We start from the raw sequence: 16,641 nt of genomic DNA, 5'->3' as shown, positions 1-16,641 counted from the left end.
AGCTCCTCAGGCGAACAGGCGGTCGGTGTTGATAAAGCCGCGCTCGTTTTCCGGGCGCGAGGTGCGGCAGTGTTCGGCGACGCTTTTGTCGGCATTCATCCAGCTCAGTTTCAGCGGTTGCGGCGCGTAGTGCGGGTTCGGGTCCATGGGGTGTTGCAGCGCGGTGAGCACCACCAGGGTGTCCATCGGCGCGTAGAGCTCGATGTAATCGCCGGCCTTGGAATGGCTCGGTACAAAGTGCAGGCCTCCGTCGCTGTCCACCGTGACTTTGCTGAACAGGTTGAGGGTCATCAGCAGGTCGGACAGGCCCAGGCCCCACTTGCCCAACTCCACCAACAGGTTGTCGGTGCCGTTGCGGAAGAAGCCATTGCGCAGTTCCTGGTAGCGGCCCTGGCCGTATTTCTCGGCGACTTCGGCGGCGCACAGCACGCCGCCGATGCTGTCGCTCCAGCCGCAGGTGTCGGCGGTGATCGCGGCCAGCACGCGGCCCATGTCCGAGTACAGGCAATGGCCGGTGGTGAGCTTGGCGGTGTGTTGGCATTTGAGGCTGTCGGGCAGGTTCAGGCGCTCGGTTTTTTCGTTGGCGTTGAGCAGGGTCAGGCTGACGTTGGCGCCGCCGCGCAGGTCGGTCAGGCGCAGCAGTTGGCCGCGCTTGAGCACGAACGAACGGTGGCCGCCGCCGGGCAGCATTTCTTCGGCAAAGGGTGGGAACAGTTGGGTGGAATCGGTCATTTGGACGTGGCTCCAAGTTCGGCGGCGAGCGCCTTGCGGCGTTCGCTGTTCAAAGGGATGTCGTAGGTGATGCGTGCGCCATAGGCGCCGGGGGCGTGGGGATCGACGCGGACCTTGTCGAACACCAGCAGGCGCGTGCCGAGGCTGAAGCCTTCGCTCAGGTCATGGGTGACCATGAACACCGTCAGCCGGGTTTCGCGCCACAGCGCCAGCAGCAGCTGGTGCATGTCCTTGCGAATGCCCGGGTCGAGGGCGCCGAAGGGTTCGTCCAGCAGCAACACGCGGGGTTTCATGATCAGGGCCTGGGCGATGGCCAGGCGTTGTTGCATGCCGCCGGAGAGCTGCGCGGGGTACTTGTCCAGGGCGTGGCCGAGGCCGACCTTGTGCAGCAGCGCGGCAGCCTGTTCGCGGGCGTCCTTCCTGGCTTTACCGAACAGCCGGCCCAGCAGGCGAGAATGTGGCAGTTCCAGGCCGAGGGCGACGTTGTCGAGCACAGTCAGATGTGGGAACACCGAATAGCGCTGGAACACCACGCCACGGCTGGCATCCGGCTCGGCGGCGAGGGCCTGGCCGTCCAGCAGGATCTGGCCCTTGCTCGCGGTTTCCTGGCCCAGCAGCAGGCGCAGGAAGGTCGACTTGCCACACCCGGACGTACCCACCAGCGTGCAAAACTCACCCTCGGCGACGTGCAGGTTGAGGCCTTCGAGCACCACCTGATCGCCATAGCGCTGCCACACATTATTGACGCTGATAAAGCTCATGCCCGCGCTCCTTCGTACCAGGGGAACGCACGCCGGGTCAGGGCCTTGAGGCCCCAGTCCATCAGCCACGCCAGCAGCGTGATCCACACCACGTAAGGCAGGATCACGTCCATCGCCAGGTAGCGTCGTACCAGGAAGATCCGGTAGCCCAAACCGTCGGTGGAGGCGATGGCTTCGGCGGCGATCAAAAACAACCACGCCGAGCCGAGCATCAGCCGCAGCGAGATCAACAGGCGCGGCAGCAATTGCGGCAATACCACACGCAGCATCAGGGTCCAGGTGGAGGCGCCGAGGGTCTGCGCCTTCACCAGCAGCTCGAGCGGAATTTCCCGCGCGCGCTGTTCCAGGTCTCGGGCCAGGCAGGGGGTGACGCCGATGACGATCAGCATCACCTTGGACAATTCCCCCAGCCCGAACACGATGAACAGAATCGGCAGGATCGCCAGCGGCGGCACCATCGACAGCACCGTCAACAACGGTGACAACGGCGCGCCAAACAGCGGCAGCGTGCCGGCGGCGATCCCCAGGCACAGGCCGGCGAGGGCGCTGATCCCCAGACCGATGGCGAGGCGCCGCAGGCTGGCAGCGCTGTCCTGCCACAGCACGTATTCGCCGGTGCGGGTGTCGGCGTTGAAGGCCAGGCGCTTTACCGCGTCAAGCATTTGCCCGGCACCGGGCAGCAGCTTGTCGTTGGGGTTGTCCGCCAGGCGCTCGGCCGAGCCCACGAAGTAGGCGAACAGCAGCAGGGCGAACGGCAGCAGCACCAGCAACAGGCGGCTGGAACGGTCCGGGTGACGGTTGATCAGGCGCATGGCCGGGTCCTCTTACAGCTTGCCGTCGGCGGCCATCTGTACGTAGCTGGGGTCGAACTGCAGCTTGAGGTTGGCCTTGTCGCCGCTGGTCACACCGTTGGCGAAGCGCATGCCCACGGCGCTGCTGTCCTTGGCGCCTTCACCCAGCAGGCCGTGTTTAAACGAGAACTCGGCGACTTTGCCCATGGTGGCGGGCAACTGTGGGCTGGTGGCGAAGGCCAGGGCTTCCTGGGGCGTGGCGAACAGCTTGGTAGTGTCCAGTTGCGACTGGAAGCCCGCAAGGTCAGTGCCCGAGGCCTTGGCCATATGTTCGAGGGCTGCGGTGCTGGCGGGGCCCTTGGCGTTCATCAGCGCGACCACTTCGAACCAGGCGCCGGTCAGCGCTTTACCCAGCTTGGGGTTGTCTTTGAGGACCTGGGTGTTGACCACCATCATGTCCATGATTTCGCCGGGTACTTTGCTCGAGTCGAACACTTGGCTCACCCCAGGCTTGGCCTTGATCTCCGAGAGCATCGGGTTCCAGGTGGTGACGGCCTGGACCTGGTCGGTGTTGAAGGCCGCCGCGATGTCGGCATCGGAGGTGTTGACCACCTTCAGGTCTTTTTCCGTCAAGTCCGCCGACTCCAGCGCGCGGGCCAGCAGGTAGTGAGACACCGAGAGTTCCACCAGGTTGACGTTCATGCCCTTGAGGTCGGCCACGGTCTTGCCGGTGCCCTTGATTACCACGCCGTCGTTGCCGTTGGAGAAGTCGCTGACCACCAGCGCGGTGCTGTCCACGCCACCGGCGGCGGGGATGGTCAGGGCGTCCATGTTGGTCATGGTGCAGCCGTCGAACTGGCCGGCGGTGTATTGGTTTATGGATTCGACGTAGTCGTTGAGCTGCACCATGTCGATGGTGATGCCGTATTTCTTCGCCCACTTGTCGAGGATGCCTTGGCTGCCGGCGTACTCCCACGGCATCCAGCCGGCGTAGATCGTCCAGCACACGCTGAAGTGTTTTTTGGGGGCGGCTTGGGCCTGGACGCTCAGCACGGCGGCAAAGACGACGGCGAGCAGGGCGGGTAAACGGATTGAGGGCATGGGGCTTCTCCAGTTGATCAAGGGCGAGCAGGAGCAACGCGGCACCGTGAACGGTGGCTTGTCTCCCGGGCTTTTATCCCGCCGTGTAACCTCAACTGGAGGTCGCCAACTCTCGGACCAGCCACTCGCTTTCGGCGAGCCGGAACCCTAGTCGGCCATTGCAAATTGTGGTGCCGCGAACCTGTATCAATCCTGCACGCAAGAGATAAAGCGAGAGTCGTGCCAAGTGGCTTCGATGCCCGGCGGTTCAGCCGGGCGGGCGGGAGAGGAGGGTGTAGAAGAGGGCGGTGTGCGCCACGCGGGTGCGTCGGCGCACTGCTATGAGGCGCTTACAGCTGGAACTTGCTGACCAGCACATTGAACGAGGTGGCCAGGCGCGACAGGTCCTGGCTGGAGGCGTTGGTCTGGTGCGCACCGGCGGCGGTCTGGGTCGACAGGTCCTGGATGTTGAGCAGGTTGCGATCCACTTCCCGGGCCACCTGGGCCTGTTCCTCGGACGCCGAGGCGATCACCAGGTTGCGCTCGTTGATACTGGCCACGCTGGCGGTGATGCGCTCCAGCGCCTGGCCGGCGTTTTGCGCCAGGGTCTGGGTGTTGTTGGCCCAGGTCAGGCTTTTGTTCATGGCGGCCACGGCGCCATCGGCACCGGCCTGGACTTCACCGATCATCTTCTCGATGTCGACCGTGGAGGTCTGGGTGCGGTGGGCCAGCGCCCGCACCTCATCGGCCACCACCGCAAAACCACGGCCTTGTTCACCGGCTCGGGCAGCTTCGATGGCGGCATTGAGGGCCAGCAGGTTGGTCTGGTCGGCAATGCCGCGGATCACATCGATCACCTTGCCGATTTCACGCACCTGGCCGGCGAGGTCGACGACCGATTGGGTCGAATCGTTGATCTCGACCACCATCGATGACATGCCCGACACGGCCTGCTCCACCTGCTGGCGGCCGTCCTCGGCTTCGGTGGTGGCCTGGCGCGACGCCTCGGAGGTCGACACGGCGTTGCTCGCCACTTCGTCGACCGCTGCGGTCATCTGGTTGACGGCGGTGGCGGCTTGCTGGATTTCGTCGTTCTGGCGAGTCAGGCCACGGCTGCTTTCATCGGTGACGGCACTCAGCTCTTCGGCTGCCGACGCGAGCTGGTCGGAGGCATTGGCGATTTCCACCAGGGTGTTTTTCAGGCCACCCTGCATATCCGACAACGCCATCAACAGTTGCCCGGCTTCGTCGGTGCGGTCGGTCGTGATGGCTTGGGTCAGGTCACCCTTGGCAATGCGTTGTGCGTTCTCAACCGCTTGTGCGATAGGGCGGGTGATCAGGCGCGTGATCAGCACACCGATGATAATCGCAATAATGAAGGCCAGGACAATGCCGCTGATCATCCAGGTCAATGCGCTGCTGCGAAGGTCCTCGGCGGCGACGGCGCCTTCCTTGATCTGGCGGTTATTGGACTCGATCATCACACGGATCAACTCGCGCGCCTGGCGGAACAGTTCATTGTTGGTGCTGTTGAGCTGGGCGCGGGCCTGCTCGACCTGGCCACTGTCGAGCATCGACATGATGCGTTCGGAGCTGCTGGTGTAAGTTGGCCAGATCTGGTCGAGCTTGTCGCCTGCTGCCCGTTCGTCGTCTTCCAGGGGCGTGGCGCGGTAGGTGGCGTAGGCGCTCTGGCTGCGTTTGAGTTCGTTGGCGATGTCCTGGCGCACGCGGTCGCGGTCTTGTTGGGCGACGTCGCCGTTGCTCGCATCCATCAAACGGTACAAACCACGGTTGTGGGCCACCAGGCCATTGAGGGTAGCGGCCGTGTTGCTGACGGACACCAGGTTATTGGAGAACGTCAGTTCCAATGCATTGGCGAGGCGGACCACGCTTTTGATACCCAGCAGGCCGACCCCGAGGGTGACCAGTGCACACAATAGAAATGAAAGCAGCAGTTTGGTTGAGATTTTCATGGCTCGGATCCGGCGAAAGTGGCGAAGGGCGCACGTTAGAGCCTCCCTGGCTTATGCGATGTCATAGTGACATCATCGCAATCGGGAAAGTTTCGAGCCAGAAAAATTTACTGAATCGATAAACCTGGGGGTTGTTAAGTGCTATACCGCAGTGCGTCTGACGGGATGTGGCTGCCCTTGGCATTGATGTATCAAGTTGTTACAAAAACGCACCAGATTCGGTTTTTGATGTCAGATGTTTCGTCATTCAGTGAAAGCTGAATGCCGCCCCCCAGCGTCGCTGGAGGTGCTCTTCCGCGGTCCAGGAGGCCGCCATGTATCGACGACTGCTGCTCAGCGCTTTACTCGGTCTGACCCTTTGCGCTTGTGTGCCCTACTACGATGGAGGCCAGAGCTACTACCGTTCCGAGGTCTACACCTCACCGGCGCCGGCTTATTACTATGGCGGCGGCACGGCGTATCAATATCGCCGTGATTACTACCCGTCGCCGCGTTACTACGCTCCGGCACCGCGTTACTACTCGGCACCGCGTCATTACCAGCCGGCGCCTCGCTATTACCCGTCAGGGCCAAGGGCCGGTTACCGGCCTTACCCGAACCAGGGCTGGGGGGATCGTTGGAACAATGGCGGGCATGGACGCGGTGGTGATCATGACCGTGGAGGTGGCCGTGGCGGTCACCGTTGACCGGCCTGTATGACAAGCGGCGCATGAAGCGCCGCTTTTTCATGGGCGCAAAACCTCAGTAATCGGACAAGTCCGCCAGCGGGTGCCGGCCTTCCCACGCCTTGGTGAAGTGCGCCTGCACCACGGCGTCCGGGACCGTATTGATGTCTGGCCAATGCCAATGGGGCTTCTGGTCCTTGTCGATCAACCGCGCGCGCACCCCCTCGCTGAATTCCGGATGGCGGCAGCAGTTCAGGCTCAGGGTGTATTCCATCTGGAACACCTCGGCCAGGGACAGGTGGCGGGCCCGCTGGATCTGTTCCCACACCAGGTGCGCGGTCAGCGGGCAGCCTTCGCTCAATGTCTTGCCGGCGCGATTGAACAGTGGGTCCGCGTGTTCACGCAGCGGGCTCAAGGCGCGCCAGGCGCTGCGCACATCGCCGACGTCCAGCCATTCGTCGATCTGTGCCCGGCGCGGCAGCCATTGCGCCTCGGGTTGCTGGGCCACGGCTTCCTGGGCCATGGCCTTGAGCAGGCTGTTGAGCTGTATCGCGGTCTGCTCCTGCCAGTTCAGTTGCAGCAAGCCATCGAGCAACTCGTCTTGTTGATCGTCACGCAGGAAACGGTCGGCCAGGCCCAGGTCCAGGGCGTCACGGCCGTTGATATGGGCGCCGGTGAGGCCAAGGAATAAGCCCAGCTTGCCGGGCAGGCGCGACAGGAACCAGCTGGCGCCCACGTCCGGGTACAGGCCGATGCTGATCTCGGGCATGGCCAGGCGGCTGCTCGGCGTGACAATCCGTATGGCCGCGCTTTGCAGCAGGCCCATGCCTCCGCCCAGCACGTAACCGTGGCCCCAGCAGATCAGCGGCTTAGGGTAAGTGTGCAAGCGGTAGTCGAGGCGGTATTCCGCGGCAAAAAACTGTGCGGCCAGGGCCGGCACTTCACCTGGCTGCTCGCGGCAGGCTTGGGCCAGGCTGCGCACTTCGCCCCCGGCGCAAAACGCCTTGGGCCCGTTGCCACGCAGCAGCACACAGACGATGGCCGGGTCTTTGGCCCAGGCCTCCAGGCGATCTGTCAGGGCCAGGATCATCGGCAAAGAGAGGGCATTGAGGGATTTTTCAGCGTCGAGGCTGGCGATGCCGACGCGGGCGCCGCCACTGCCGGTCAGTTCTTCGAAGTGCAGATTCATCGTGACCTCAATCGAGAAGGTGAAGGATCAGTATGATCGCTTCGTGGGAAAGTGCCGGTGGTGTGTCAGATCAATTGACAAGCAGGGCCGGCTTTCCTAGGGTTCGCCTCATTCTTTTCTACAAGACATTTCAACTATGACCGAAGGCGACCGTATCAAACTCGAACCCAGCTGGAAACACGCCCTGCGTGATGAGTTCGATAAGCCCTACATGGGCCAGTTGCGCGAGTTCCTGCGCCAGGAACATGCCGCCGGCAAAGAGATCTACCCGCCCGGCCCGCTGATCTTCAATGCGCTTAACTCAACGCCGCTGGACAAGGTCAAGGTGGTGATCCTCGGCCAGGACCCGTACCACGGCCCCGGCCAGGCCCACGGTTTGTGCTTCTCGGTACAACCGGGCGTGCCGGCGCCGCCGTCCCTGGTCAATATCTACAAAGAGCTCAAGCGCGACCTGAATATCGACATCCCCAACCACGGCTGCCTGCAAAGCTGGGCCGACCAGGGCGTGTTGCTGCTCAACACCACCATGACCGTGGAACGCGCCAACGCCAATGCCCATGCGGGGAAGGGCTGGCAGTTCTTTACCGATCGGATTATCGAGGTGGTCAGCGAACACCAGCCGCATTTGGTGTTCCTGTTGTGGGGCGCCCATGCCCAGGGCAAGCAGAAACTGGTCGATGCCACCAAGCATTTGGTGCTGACGTCGGTGCATCCGTCGCCGTTGTCGGCGTACCGGGGGTTCCTGGGGTGCGGGCATTTCAGCCGCACCAACAAGTTTCTTGAGCAGAACGGCGAAACGCCGATTGAGTGGCGCCTGCCGCCGCTCTAAGGCCAGGCACAGTTCAACCTGTGCCGAAGGTTTAGATTTTTTCCGGCTGACGGTTCCAATGCCGAAACAACGGCTCTGCCAGAAACAGCACAAACAACAAGCGCATCACCTGCATCGCCGTCACCAACGGCACCGACAGTTGCAGGGTCTCGGCCGTAAGGCTCATCTCGGCAATCCCACCGGGCATCATGCCCAGGGTCAGCGAGCGCAGGTCCAGGTGGGTGAGGGCGCTCAAGCCCACCGCCGCCAACGTTGCCAGCGCCATGGTCAAGGCCGTGCCGATCAAGGTGCGGCCCATGAACGACGGCGCTCGACGAAAGAACTGCCGATTGAAGTGACAGCCCAACCCGCTGCCGATCAACCACTGGCCGATCTGGCTGCCGCCGTCGGGCAGGCCGATATGCAGGTCCCACACCACGCTGGCCGTCGCACTGACCAGCAAGGGGCCGAACAACCACGGATTAGGCTGGCGCAAGCGCTGCCAGCCCCAGGCCACCAGTGCACCGAGTGGAAACAGCAGCGCCAGCCACGCCCAACTGACCGGTGCCGGATGAAACTGCGGCGCACCGCCGCCCAACAGATACTTGAAGATCGCCGGCACACACAGCACCACCACCAGCACGCGCAGACTTTGCCCAGCCGCGACACGGCTGAGTACCGCGCCATTGCGCGAGCCGAGGTTGACCATCTCCCCGGAACCGCCCGGCATGCTCGAGAAAAACGCGGTGGCGCGGTCTTCACCACTGCGGCGCATCAACCACACGCCCACCACGCTCGACAGGCTGGTGACCAGCGCCCCGAAGAAAATCAGGCCGAAGTGGCTCATCACCTGTTCGATCACCACCGGGGTGAAGTGCAGGCCGATGCCGATGCCCACCACCCATTGGCCGCATTTGCGCCCGCCGGGAATCTCCGCCAACTGCCAGGGCGTTAGGCAACGCACGAGGATGATCGCCAGTAAGGAGCCGACCATGTACGGCAAAGGCCAGCCAACCAGGCTGGCCAGGTAACCGCCGGCCAGGCCGACCAGCGGTGTTCCCCACCAATGTTTAAAGATGACCTCAGACATCGGCCACGGCACGACGCTGCAGGGCACGTTTGCGGTAGATGCGCACCAGCGGGAAGGCCAGCATCAACGCGGTCAGTACCCACACACCGAAGGTGATCGGGCTTGACCAGAGAATCTGCAGGTCACCGTTGGAAATCGACAGCGCGCGGCGCAGGTTCTGCTCCATCAGGCCACCGAGGATAAAGCCCAGCAGCACCGGCGACAGCGGGAAGTCCAGCTTGCGCAGGATGTAGCCGAAGATGCCGATACCGACCATCAGGAACAGGTCGAAGGTGGTGGCGTGCACCGCGTACACACCGATCGCGGTGATGATCGCGATCACCGGCACCAGCGCCCAGTTCGGCACGGCGAGGATGCGCGTGAAGATGCGGATCATCGGGATGTTGAGGATCACCAGCATGATGTTGGCGATAAACAACGAGGCGATCAGGCCCCAGACGATGTCCGGTTGCTGTTGGAACAGCAGCGGGCCGGGGGTGATGTTGTACAGCGACAGGGCGCCGATCATCACGGCGGTGGTGCCCGACCCGGGAACGCCGAGGGTCAGCATCGGTACCAGGGCACCGCAGGCGGACGCGCCGATGGCGGTTTCCGGTGCAGCCAGGCCGCGCATGTCGCCCTGGCCGAATTTGCCGCTGGCACCGGCCAGGCGTTTCTCGGTCATGTAGGCCACCGCCGAGGCCAGGGTCGCGCCCGCGCCGGGCAGCACGCCCATGATGAAACCGAGCAGGCCGCAACGAATGTTCACCACGAACACCGAACCTGCTTCTTTCAGGTTGAACATCATCCGCCCGGTGGCTTTTACCGCTTCCTGGCCACGGTGGGTTTTTTCCAGCAGCAACAGGATCTCGCTGATGGAGAACAAGCCCAGCACCAACACCACAAACTGGATGCCGTCGGTGAGGTGGATGTTATCGCCGGTGAACCGGTACACGCCGCTGTTGGCGTCGATGCCCACGGCGGAAAGGAACAGGCCGATCAGCGCCGCCACAAAGGTCTTCAACGGTTTGTCACCGGCCATGCCGCCCAGGCAGACAATCGCGAACACCATCAGCACGAAATATTCCGCCGGGCCGAAGGCAATCGCCCATTTGGCCAGCAGCGGCGCGAACAGCACCATGCCGCAGGTGGCGATAAACGCGCCGATGAACGAACTCCACGCGGACAACGACAGCGCCACGCCGGCCAGGCCTTTGCGGGCCATCGGGTAGCCGTCGAGGGTGGTCATCACGGTGGAGGCTTCGCCCGGGATGTTCAGCAGGATCGAGCTGATACGGCCGCCGTATTCGCAGCCCAGGTACACGGCCGCCAGCAGGATCAGCGCCGATTCCGGCGGCAGGCCCAGGGCGAACGCGATGGGGATCAACAGCGCCACGCCGTTGATCGGGCCCAGGCCCGGCAACAGGCCGACCACGGTACCGATCAGGGTGCCGCACAGGGCGGTCACCAGGTTGTAGGGGGACAGTGCAACGCCGAAGCCCTGGCCCAAATAGCCGAAAGTATCCATATCAGTTCTCCAGAACGTCGAGCAGGCCGAGGGGCAGCGGAACATCCATGGCTTTATCGAACAGCAGATAAAGACCGATGGCCATCAGGCTGACGATCACCACGCTGGGCACCCAGCGCCCGCCATACAGGCGCGCCATGGGGATGCCGATCAGCATGCTGCTGAGGATGAAGCCCAGGGGCTCGAAGGTGCCGGCAAACACGATCAACAGCGCCACGCAGATGCTGATCTTGACCAGTGTCTGGCGGTCGAGCGCGGGTTCTTCTTCGGTGTGCTTGGTGGGTTGCGGGCGGAACAGCATGTAGATCAGCGCCAGGCTCATCAGCCCGAGCATCAGCAATGGGTAGGCCCGAGGCCCGACCGGTTCGTAGGAAAACGCTGCCTGATACGGCCAGGCCATCAGTGCCAGGCCGGCGCAGGCCAGCAACAGCACAGCGGCAAAAACGCGTTGTAAGAGCATAGGAAACTCCAAGGCCCCTCTTGTAGGAGCGAGCTTGCTCGCGAAAAACGTCAACGATAACGCGTGCTGTCTGGATGCACGTGGATGTCCTTGGGTTCTTCGCGAGCAAGCTCGCTCCTACAGGGGCATTACACAAAAGAGGGGCGATTACTGGATCAGGCCGAACTCTTTGGCCAGCACTTTGTAGTCAGCCACCTGTTTCTTCACGTAGGTGTCCAGCTCCGGGCCAGTCATGGCGAACGGGAACAGCTCGCGCTGGTCACGCAGCTTGGCGAACTCGTCGGAGGCCAGCAGTTTGTCGAAGGCCTCCTTCCACCAGGCGTAGTCGGCATCGCTGACTTTTGGCCCGAGGTAGAAGCCACGCACCACCGGCCAGACGATGTCGTAGCCTTGCTCTTTGGCGGTCGGAATATTCTTCATTTCCGGCTCGTCCAGGCGCTCCTCGGAGAACACCGCCAGCAGGCGCATGTCACCGCTGAGGATGTGCGGCATGGAGTCGGAGATGTCGGTACTGCCGACCTGGATATGCCCGCCGAGCAGGGCGGTGGCGATTTCACCGCCGCCTTCGAGCGCCACATAGCGCAGCTCGCGCGGGTTGATCCCGGCGGCCTTGGCGATCAGGGCGGTTTGCATCCAGTCCTGGCTGCCGCCGGTGCCGCCGGAACCGATCACCACGCTGCCCGGATCTTTCTTCAGGGCTTTAACCAGGTCGTCGAGGGTCTTGTAGGGCGAATCGGCTTTAACGGCGATGGCACCGTAGCTGGTACCCACGGCGGCCAGCCAGCGTACGGCGCTCTCATCGAAGCGTCCGAACTTGCCCTGGGCCAGGTTCAGCAGCGAACCGCTGGACCAGGCCACCAACGTACCGCCGTCCGCAGGACGCTGGGCCACCACGGCGTTATAGGCCACCGCGCCCACGCCGCCCGGCATGTAGGTCACGCGCATTGGTTTGCTCAGCAGTTTCTCGTTGACCAGCGCGCTTTGCGCCAGTTTGCAGGTCAGGTCAAAACCACCGCCGGGGGAGGCCGGGGCGATGCATTCCGGGCGCTTGGGTTCGTCGGCGGCCAGCAGTTGGCCGGCGAACAGCATGCAGCCGGCGGCGAGGGCCAATTTACGCAATGAAGGGGTCATGGTGATCTCCGTCTTTGTTGTTATGAGTGGCTTACCAGAGCGCAACGCTGTAGCTGACCAGCAGGCGCATTTCATCCGCATCACGGGCTGAATAGTTGGAACGGTAGGTGGCATTGCGCAGACGCACGGCGACATCCTTGAATGTGCCGCTTTGCACCACGTACTTGATCTCGCTGTTGCGCTCCCATTCCTTGCCGGTGTCGCCGTTCCTGAGCTTGATATTGTCACCCGAGAGGTAACGGCTCATGAAACTCAGGCCGGGAATGCCCAGCTTGGCGAAGTCGTAGTCGTAGCGCGCCTGCCAGGAGCGCTCTTCGGCGCCGGCAAAGTCGTTGATCTGCACGAAGTTGACCAGGTACGGGTCGCTGCCATCCACATAGGGAAAGGCGCTGTCGCCGGACATATGCTGGTAGCCGGCGCTGAGCTTATGGCCATTGAGGGCATAGCTGAACAGGCCGTTGAGGGAGGTGTTGTCGATCTTGCCGCCACGGGCTGCGCCTGCGTCATCGCTGATCGCCAGGCGCAGGTCGGTGGCGAAGGTGCCGGGGCCCATCGGGCGTGCGGCGACCAGGCCGAGGAAGTGCTGGCGGTACACGTCGTCGAGTTGGGCGAAGTGGTAGCTGCCGGTGATCTTGTCGGCGAACTTGTAGTCGACCCCGCCGAAGTTGAAATGCTTGCCGGTGGCACCGCTGAGGAAGCGGCTGTTCTTGTTATTGAGGGCGATGTCTTCGTAGTTGCTGTCGTCGCGGTCCTTGGCTTTGTCGAGACGGCCGCCGGTGAAGACCAGGTTCTTGAATTCCTTGGAGGTGATCAGGCCACCGTTGAAGGTCTGCGGCAGGATACGACCGTCGTTGGGCTTGAGGATCGGCAGCTCGGGCATCAGCGAACCGATCTTCAGCTCGGTAGCGGAAATCTTCACTTTGCCGGTCAGGCCCAGCTTGGAGTACTCGTTGGCGGCGCGGCCATCGTCGTGGGTAGGCAGCAGGCCGGTGCCGGTGCGGTCGGGGCTGGAGTCGAGCTTGACCCCGAGCATGCCCAGCGCATCCACGCCAAAGCCGACGGTGCCGTCGGTGTAGCCTGATTGCAGGTTGAGCATGAAGCCCTGGGCCCACTCGTCGCGCTTGGACTGCTGGGCGCTGGTGCCGTCGCGAAAGTCGCGGTTGAAGTACATGTTGCGGGTTTCCAGGGTCGCACTGCTGTCTTCGAAGAAGGCAGCCTGGCCAAGCGGCGAAAAGCCGGCAAGGGCAGCGGCACTGACAAGGGCGGTGTGGGTCAGGCGGGAAATACGAACAGGCGGGCAAGCCTGTGGCTGTGTCGACAGCATCGTGGTGCACTCCGTTATTGTTCTTATTTTGGCGAAAACGCTTCGAGGCGTTTTTCGGGCGCGACCCATCAGGTCGCTCGGCAGGCATGACCTACCGTGGCTGGATGCTAAAGGGCGAAGCTTTCACTAACCTTTCAGCTGCCTTTCAATGTTTTCAGGCTTCACAGGGCAGTCGGCGCCTGTAAACTGCCCGGCAAAGCGTGGCGCCGACCACGTCCGAATAAGGTGGAAATCCATGCGTGTCCTTCTGGTTGAAGACCATCTGCAACTCGCCGAAAGCGTCTCCCAAGCGCTCAAGAGCACAGGTTTGACCGTCGACGTATTGCATGACGGCGTGGCCGCCGACCTGGCCTTGGGCAGTGAGGATTACGCGGTGGCCATCCTCGATGTGGGCCTGCCGCGCATGGACGGTTTCGAGGTGCTGGCGCGCTTGCGGGCGCGTGGGAAAAACCTGCCGGTGCTGATGTTGACCGCGCGCAGCGATGTGAAGGACCGCGTGCATGGCCTGAACCTGGGCGCCGATGACTACCTGGCCAAACCGTTCGAACTGACCGAGCTGGAAGCCCGGGTCAAGGCGCTGCTGCGCCGCAGCGTATTGGGCGGCGAGCGCCAGCAGGCCTGCGGGGTGCTGGTCTATGACCTCGACACCCGCCGTTTCACCGTGGGCGGCGAGTTGATGACGTTGACCTCCCGCGAGCAAGCCGTGCTTGAAGCGCTGATTGCCCGCCCAGGCCGGGTGATGAGCAAGGAGCAACTGGCTTCCCAGGTGTTCGGCCTGGACGAAGAGGCCAGCCCCGACGCCATCGAAATCTACGTGCACCGCCTGCGCAAGAAGCTCGATGGCCAACCCATCGCTATCGTGACGTTCCGCGGTCTCGGCTACCTGCTGGAAGCCCGCGATGCATAAGCCCAGCAGCCTGCGCTGGCGCCTGCTGTGGAACCTGGCGCTGCTGCTGGTGCTGTTGATGCTCGCCAGTGGCATGAGTGCCTACTGGAACGGTCGCGAAGCGGCGGACACCGCCTATGACCGCACGCTGCTGGCCTCGGCGCGTACCATCGCCGCGGGCCTGACCCAGGTGGACGGCACCCTCAGCGCCAACGTGCCCTATGTCGCCCTGGACACCTTTGCCTACGACAGCGCCGGGCGCATCTACTATCAGGTCAATGACATTGATCAGAAGCTGATTTCCGGCTACGAAAACCTCCCCGGCCCGCCCCCCGGCACACCGCGCACCGACGACTACCCGGCGCTGGCGCGCTTCTACAACGCCAAGTACCAGGGCCAGGAAGTGCGGGTGGTCAGCCTGCTGAAGGCGGTCTCCGAACCGAACATGAACGGCATGGCGGAAATCCGCGTGGCCGAAACCGATGAGGCACGGGTGAGCATGGCCCGCAGCCTGATGGCTGACACCTTGCTGCGCCTGGGCATGCTCGCCATTGGCGCCTTGTTGCTGGTGTGGTTTGCCGTCAGCGCCGCCTTGCGCCCGCTGGAGCGCCTGCGCACGGCGGTGGAAGAGCGCCAGCCCGACGACTTGCGGCCGTTGCCGTTGGTGGAGGTTCAGCATGAGTTCGGCCCGCTGGTGCGTTCCCTCAACCACTTCACCGAACGCCTGCGCGGCCAGTTCGAGCGTCAGGCGCAGTTTATTGCCGATGCATCCCATGAACTGCGTACCCCCTTGGCGGCGCTCAAGGCGCGCCTGGAACTGGGCCTGCGCGCCGAAGATCCCGCAACCTGGCGCAGTACCCTGGAAACCGCCGCCCAAGGCACCGATCGGTTGACCCACCTGGCCAATCAGTTGCTGTCCCTGGCGCGCATCGAAAACGGTGCCCGGGCGATTGCCGAAGGCGGCGCGCAGTTGCTCGACCTCAGCCAATTGGCCCGTGAACTGGGCATGGCCATGGCGCCGTTGGCCCATGCGCGTGGCGTGGCACTGGCGCTGGAGGCGGATGAACCGGTGTGGTTGCGTGGCGAGCCGACGCTGCTCAACGAACTGTTGAGCAACCTGGTGGACAACGCCCTGGCGCACACGCCACCGGGCGGCAACGTGATCCTGCGGGTCACGGCGCCGGCGGTACTGGAGGTGGAAGATGATGGCCCAGGTATTCCGCAGGAGGAGCGCGACCGGGTGTTCGAGCGCTTCTACCGCCGTAGCCAGCAAGGCATGGGCTCAGGCCTGGGGTTGGCGATCGTGGGCGAAATCTGTCGTGCGCATCTGGCCCAGATCAGCCTGCATGACGGCGAGCACGCGGGGTTGAAGGTGCGTGTGAGTTTTATCGCCGGTTGATCAATCGAACATGGCGCGCGCTTCATCCAGCTCTGCGCGCAGTTTTTCGCTGTAGGGATCAACCCGCAGTTTTTTCATCGCAGGCACGCTGGAGACGTCCACCTTGGCCAGGGGGTGATCGGTGCCGTGATGGCAATACAGCATGGCAATCTGCACCACGTCGATGTAGTCGAGGCAGGCTGAGTCCCGGTCCAGGTTCAGGTACTGGCCCGGCAGTTTCGCCAGCATTTCCGGGAAGTCCCAACCACTCAGCAACTTGTCGCCCAGCACCGGGTGGATGCTGTCGATCACGTGGTTGAGGCTGACCGGATCTGACAACAGCTCGTAGTGGTCTTCGGCGTAGGTCAGGATCGGCAGCACGCCGATCTGGTGCACCAGGCCGCCCAGCGCTGCCTGGTCCGGCTTGAGCTGGCTGTGGTTGCGGCACAGGGCGTAGCTGACGCCCGCCACTTCCAGGCTGCGGCGCCACACATCGCGCATTTTCTGTTCGACCACTTCGGAACGGGCGTGGAAGATCTGTTCCATCACCAGGCCGATGGCCAGGTTGCTGCTGTAGTTGGTGCCCAGCCGGGTGATGGCGGTGTGCAGGTCGGTGACTTCCTGGGTGGCGCGCAACAGCGGGCTGTTGACCACTTTGATCAGGCGCGCCGACAACGCAGTGTCGCGGCCGATCACTTTACTCAAGTGGCTGATGCTGATTTCCGGGTCTTCAGCGGCCTGACGGATGTTCAGGGCCACTTCCGGCAATGTCGGCAGAACCAGGTCATCGTTGTCGATGGCCTTAACCAACGCCTGTTGGACTTTTTCCGCCAGTTTGTTCATTCATGCTCTCTAGGGTGTTGCAG

Annotated in this window: 16 protein-coding genes and 1 riboswitch; of the genes, 4 read left to right on the top strand and 12 right to left on the bottom strand. The window is 63.2% G+C overall.

Features of this window, described 5'->3' with window-relative positions:
• Positions 1 to 6 precede the first annotated feature (6 nt).
• The 5 genes from V3W40_RS01095 to V3W40_RS01075 form a co-directional block, all read right to left on the bottom strand.
• On the bottom strand, positions 7 to 732 hold the full coding sequence (locus tag V3W40_RS01095; protein WP_330214275.1) for an urea amidolyase associated protein UAAP1: 726 nt from the start codon (positions 730 to 732) through the stop codon (positions 7 to 9).
• Positions 729 to 1,493 carry an ABC transporter ATP-binding protein gene (locus V3W40_RS01090; RefSeq protein ID WP_330214274.1) on the bottom strand — a complete coding sequence of 255 codons (765 nt, stop codon included), beginning with the start codon at positions 1,491 to 1,493 and terminating at the stop codon, positions 729 to 731. Before V3W40_RS01090 ends, V3W40_RS01095 begins: the two co-directional genes overlap by 4 nt.
• The gene (locus tag V3W40_RS01085; protein WP_065928224.1) at positions 1,490 to 2,305 is read right to left on the bottom strand and encodes an ABC transporter permease; all 816 of its coding nucleotides are present in this window, start codon (positions 2,303 to 2,305) and stop codon (positions 1,490 to 1,492) included. Before V3W40_RS01085 ends, V3W40_RS01090 begins: the two co-directional genes overlap by 4 nt.
• Before the next feature lie 12 nt (positions 2,306 to 2,317).
• The gene (locus V3W40_RS01080; protein WP_330214273.1) at positions 2,318 to 3,385 is read right to left on the bottom strand and encodes a putative urea ABC transporter substrate-binding protein; all 1,068 of its coding nucleotides are present in this window, start codon (positions 3,383 to 3,385) and stop codon (positions 2,318 to 2,320) included.
• Between the two features lie 60 nt (positions 3,386 to 3,445).
• Positions 3,446 to 3,547, bottom strand: a riboswitch (guanidine-I (ykkC/yxkD leader).
• Positions 3,548 to 3,714: 167 nt separating this feature from the next.
• On the bottom strand, positions 3,715 to 5,337 hold the full coding sequence (locus V3W40_RS01075) for a methyl-accepting chemotaxis protein (protein ID WP_330214272.1): 1,623 nt from the start codon (positions 5,335 to 5,337) through the stop codon (positions 3,715 to 3,717).
• 314 nt (positions 5,338 to 5,651) lie between these two features.
• Here V3W40_RS01075 and V3W40_RS01070 point away from each other — a divergent pair, with 314 nt between their 5' ends.
• Positions 5,652 to 6,023, top strand: coding sequence for a hypothetical protein (locus V3W40_RS01070; protein ID WP_330214271.1), 372 nt, complete (start codon positions 5,652 to 5,654; stop codon positions 6,021 to 6,023).
• A gap of 55 nt (positions 6,024 to 6,078) precedes the next feature.
• On the opposite strand, the gene V3W40_RS01065 is transcribed toward V3W40_RS01070, so the two are convergent.
• On the bottom strand, positions 6,079 to 7,191 hold the full coding sequence (locus V3W40_RS01065; protein ID WP_330214270.1) for an enoyl-CoA hydratase/isomerase family protein: 1,113 nt from the start codon (positions 7,189 to 7,191) through the stop codon (positions 6,079 to 6,081).
• A gap of 136 nt (positions 7,192 to 7,327) precedes the next feature.
• On the opposite strand from V3W40_RS01065, the gene ung reads away from it, so the two are divergent.
• Entirely contained in the window at positions 7,328 to 8,020 is a 693-nt protein-coding gene (gene ung, locus V3W40_RS01060; protein WP_027604331.1) for a uracil-DNA glycosylase, read from the top strand.
• Positions 8,021 to 8,051: 31 nt separating this feature from the next.
• Here the strand turns inward: ung and V3W40_RS01055 are convergent, their stop codons facing one another.
• The 5 genes from V3W40_RS01055 to V3W40_RS01035 form a co-directional block, all read right to left on the bottom strand.
• The gene (locus V3W40_RS01055) at positions 8,052 to 9,089 is read right to left on the bottom strand and encodes an AbrB family transcriptional regulator (protein ID WP_074845154.1); all 1,038 of its coding nucleotides are present in this window, start codon (positions 9,087 to 9,089) and stop codon (positions 8,052 to 8,054) included.
• Positions 9,082 to 10,596: a tripartite tricarboxylate transporter permease gene (locus V3W40_RS01050; protein ID WP_027604329.1), complete on the bottom strand. Its 1,515-nt coding sequence runs from the start codon at positions 10,594 to 10,596 to the stop codon at positions 9,082 to 9,084. Before V3W40_RS01050 ends, V3W40_RS01055 begins: the two co-directional genes overlap by 8 nt.
• Position 10,597: 1 nt before the next feature.
• Positions 10,598 to 11,056 carry a tripartite tricarboxylate transporter TctB family protein gene (locus tag V3W40_RS01045; protein ID WP_330214269.1) on the bottom strand — a complete coding sequence of 153 codons (459 nt, stop codon included), beginning with the start codon at positions 11,054 to 11,056 and terminating at the stop codon, positions 10,598 to 10,600.
• A gap of 147 nt (positions 11,057 to 11,203) precedes the next feature.
• Complete coding sequence (locus V3W40_RS01040; protein WP_442962807.1) at positions 11,204 to 12,187, bottom strand: Bug family tripartite tricarboxylate transporter substrate binding protein; 984 nt, start codon at positions 12,185 to 12,187, stop codon at positions 11,204 to 11,206.
• 31 nt (positions 12,188 to 12,218) lie between these two features.
• On the bottom strand, positions 12,219 to 13,511 hold the full coding sequence (locus V3W40_RS01035; protein ID WP_330214268.1) for an OprD family porin: 1,293 nt from the start codon (positions 13,509 to 13,511) through the stop codon (positions 12,219 to 12,221).
• Between the two features lie 235 nt (positions 13,512 to 13,746).
• On the opposite strand from V3W40_RS01035, the gene V3W40_RS01030 reads away from it, so the two are divergent.
• Together V3W40_RS01030 and V3W40_RS01025 are read left to right on the top strand one after the other, a co-directional pair.
• The gene (locus V3W40_RS01030; protein ID WP_330214267.1) at positions 13,747 to 14,418 is read left to right on the top strand and encodes a response regulator; all 672 of its coding nucleotides are present in this window, start codon (positions 13,747 to 13,749) and stop codon (positions 14,416 to 14,418) included.
• Positions 14,411 to 15,796: a sensor histidine kinase gene (locus V3W40_RS01025; RefSeq protein WP_065928218.1), complete on the top strand. Its 1,386-nt coding sequence runs from the start codon at positions 14,411 to 14,413 to the stop codon at positions 15,794 to 15,796. Before V3W40_RS01030 ends, V3W40_RS01025 begins: the two co-directional genes overlap by 8 nt.
• Here the strand turns inward: V3W40_RS01025 and V3W40_RS01020 are convergent, their stop codons facing one another.
• The gene (locus V3W40_RS01020; protein WP_065928217.1) at positions 15,797 to 16,618 is read right to left on the bottom strand and encodes an HDOD domain-containing protein; all 822 of its coding nucleotides are present in this window, start codon (positions 16,616 to 16,618) and stop codon (positions 15,797 to 15,799) included. It lies immediately after the preceding gene.
• Positions 16,619 to 16,641: the final 23 nt, after the last annotated feature.

The organism is Pseudomonas sp. AM8 (assembly GCF_036346475.1).
GTDB lineage: Bacteria > Pseudomonadota > Gammaproteobacteria > Pseudomonadales > Pseudomonadaceae > Aquipseudomonas > Aquipseudomonas marginalis.
Note: the sequence above shows the minus strand (reverse complement) of the source record. Positions and strands in the feature narration are given on the sequence as shown.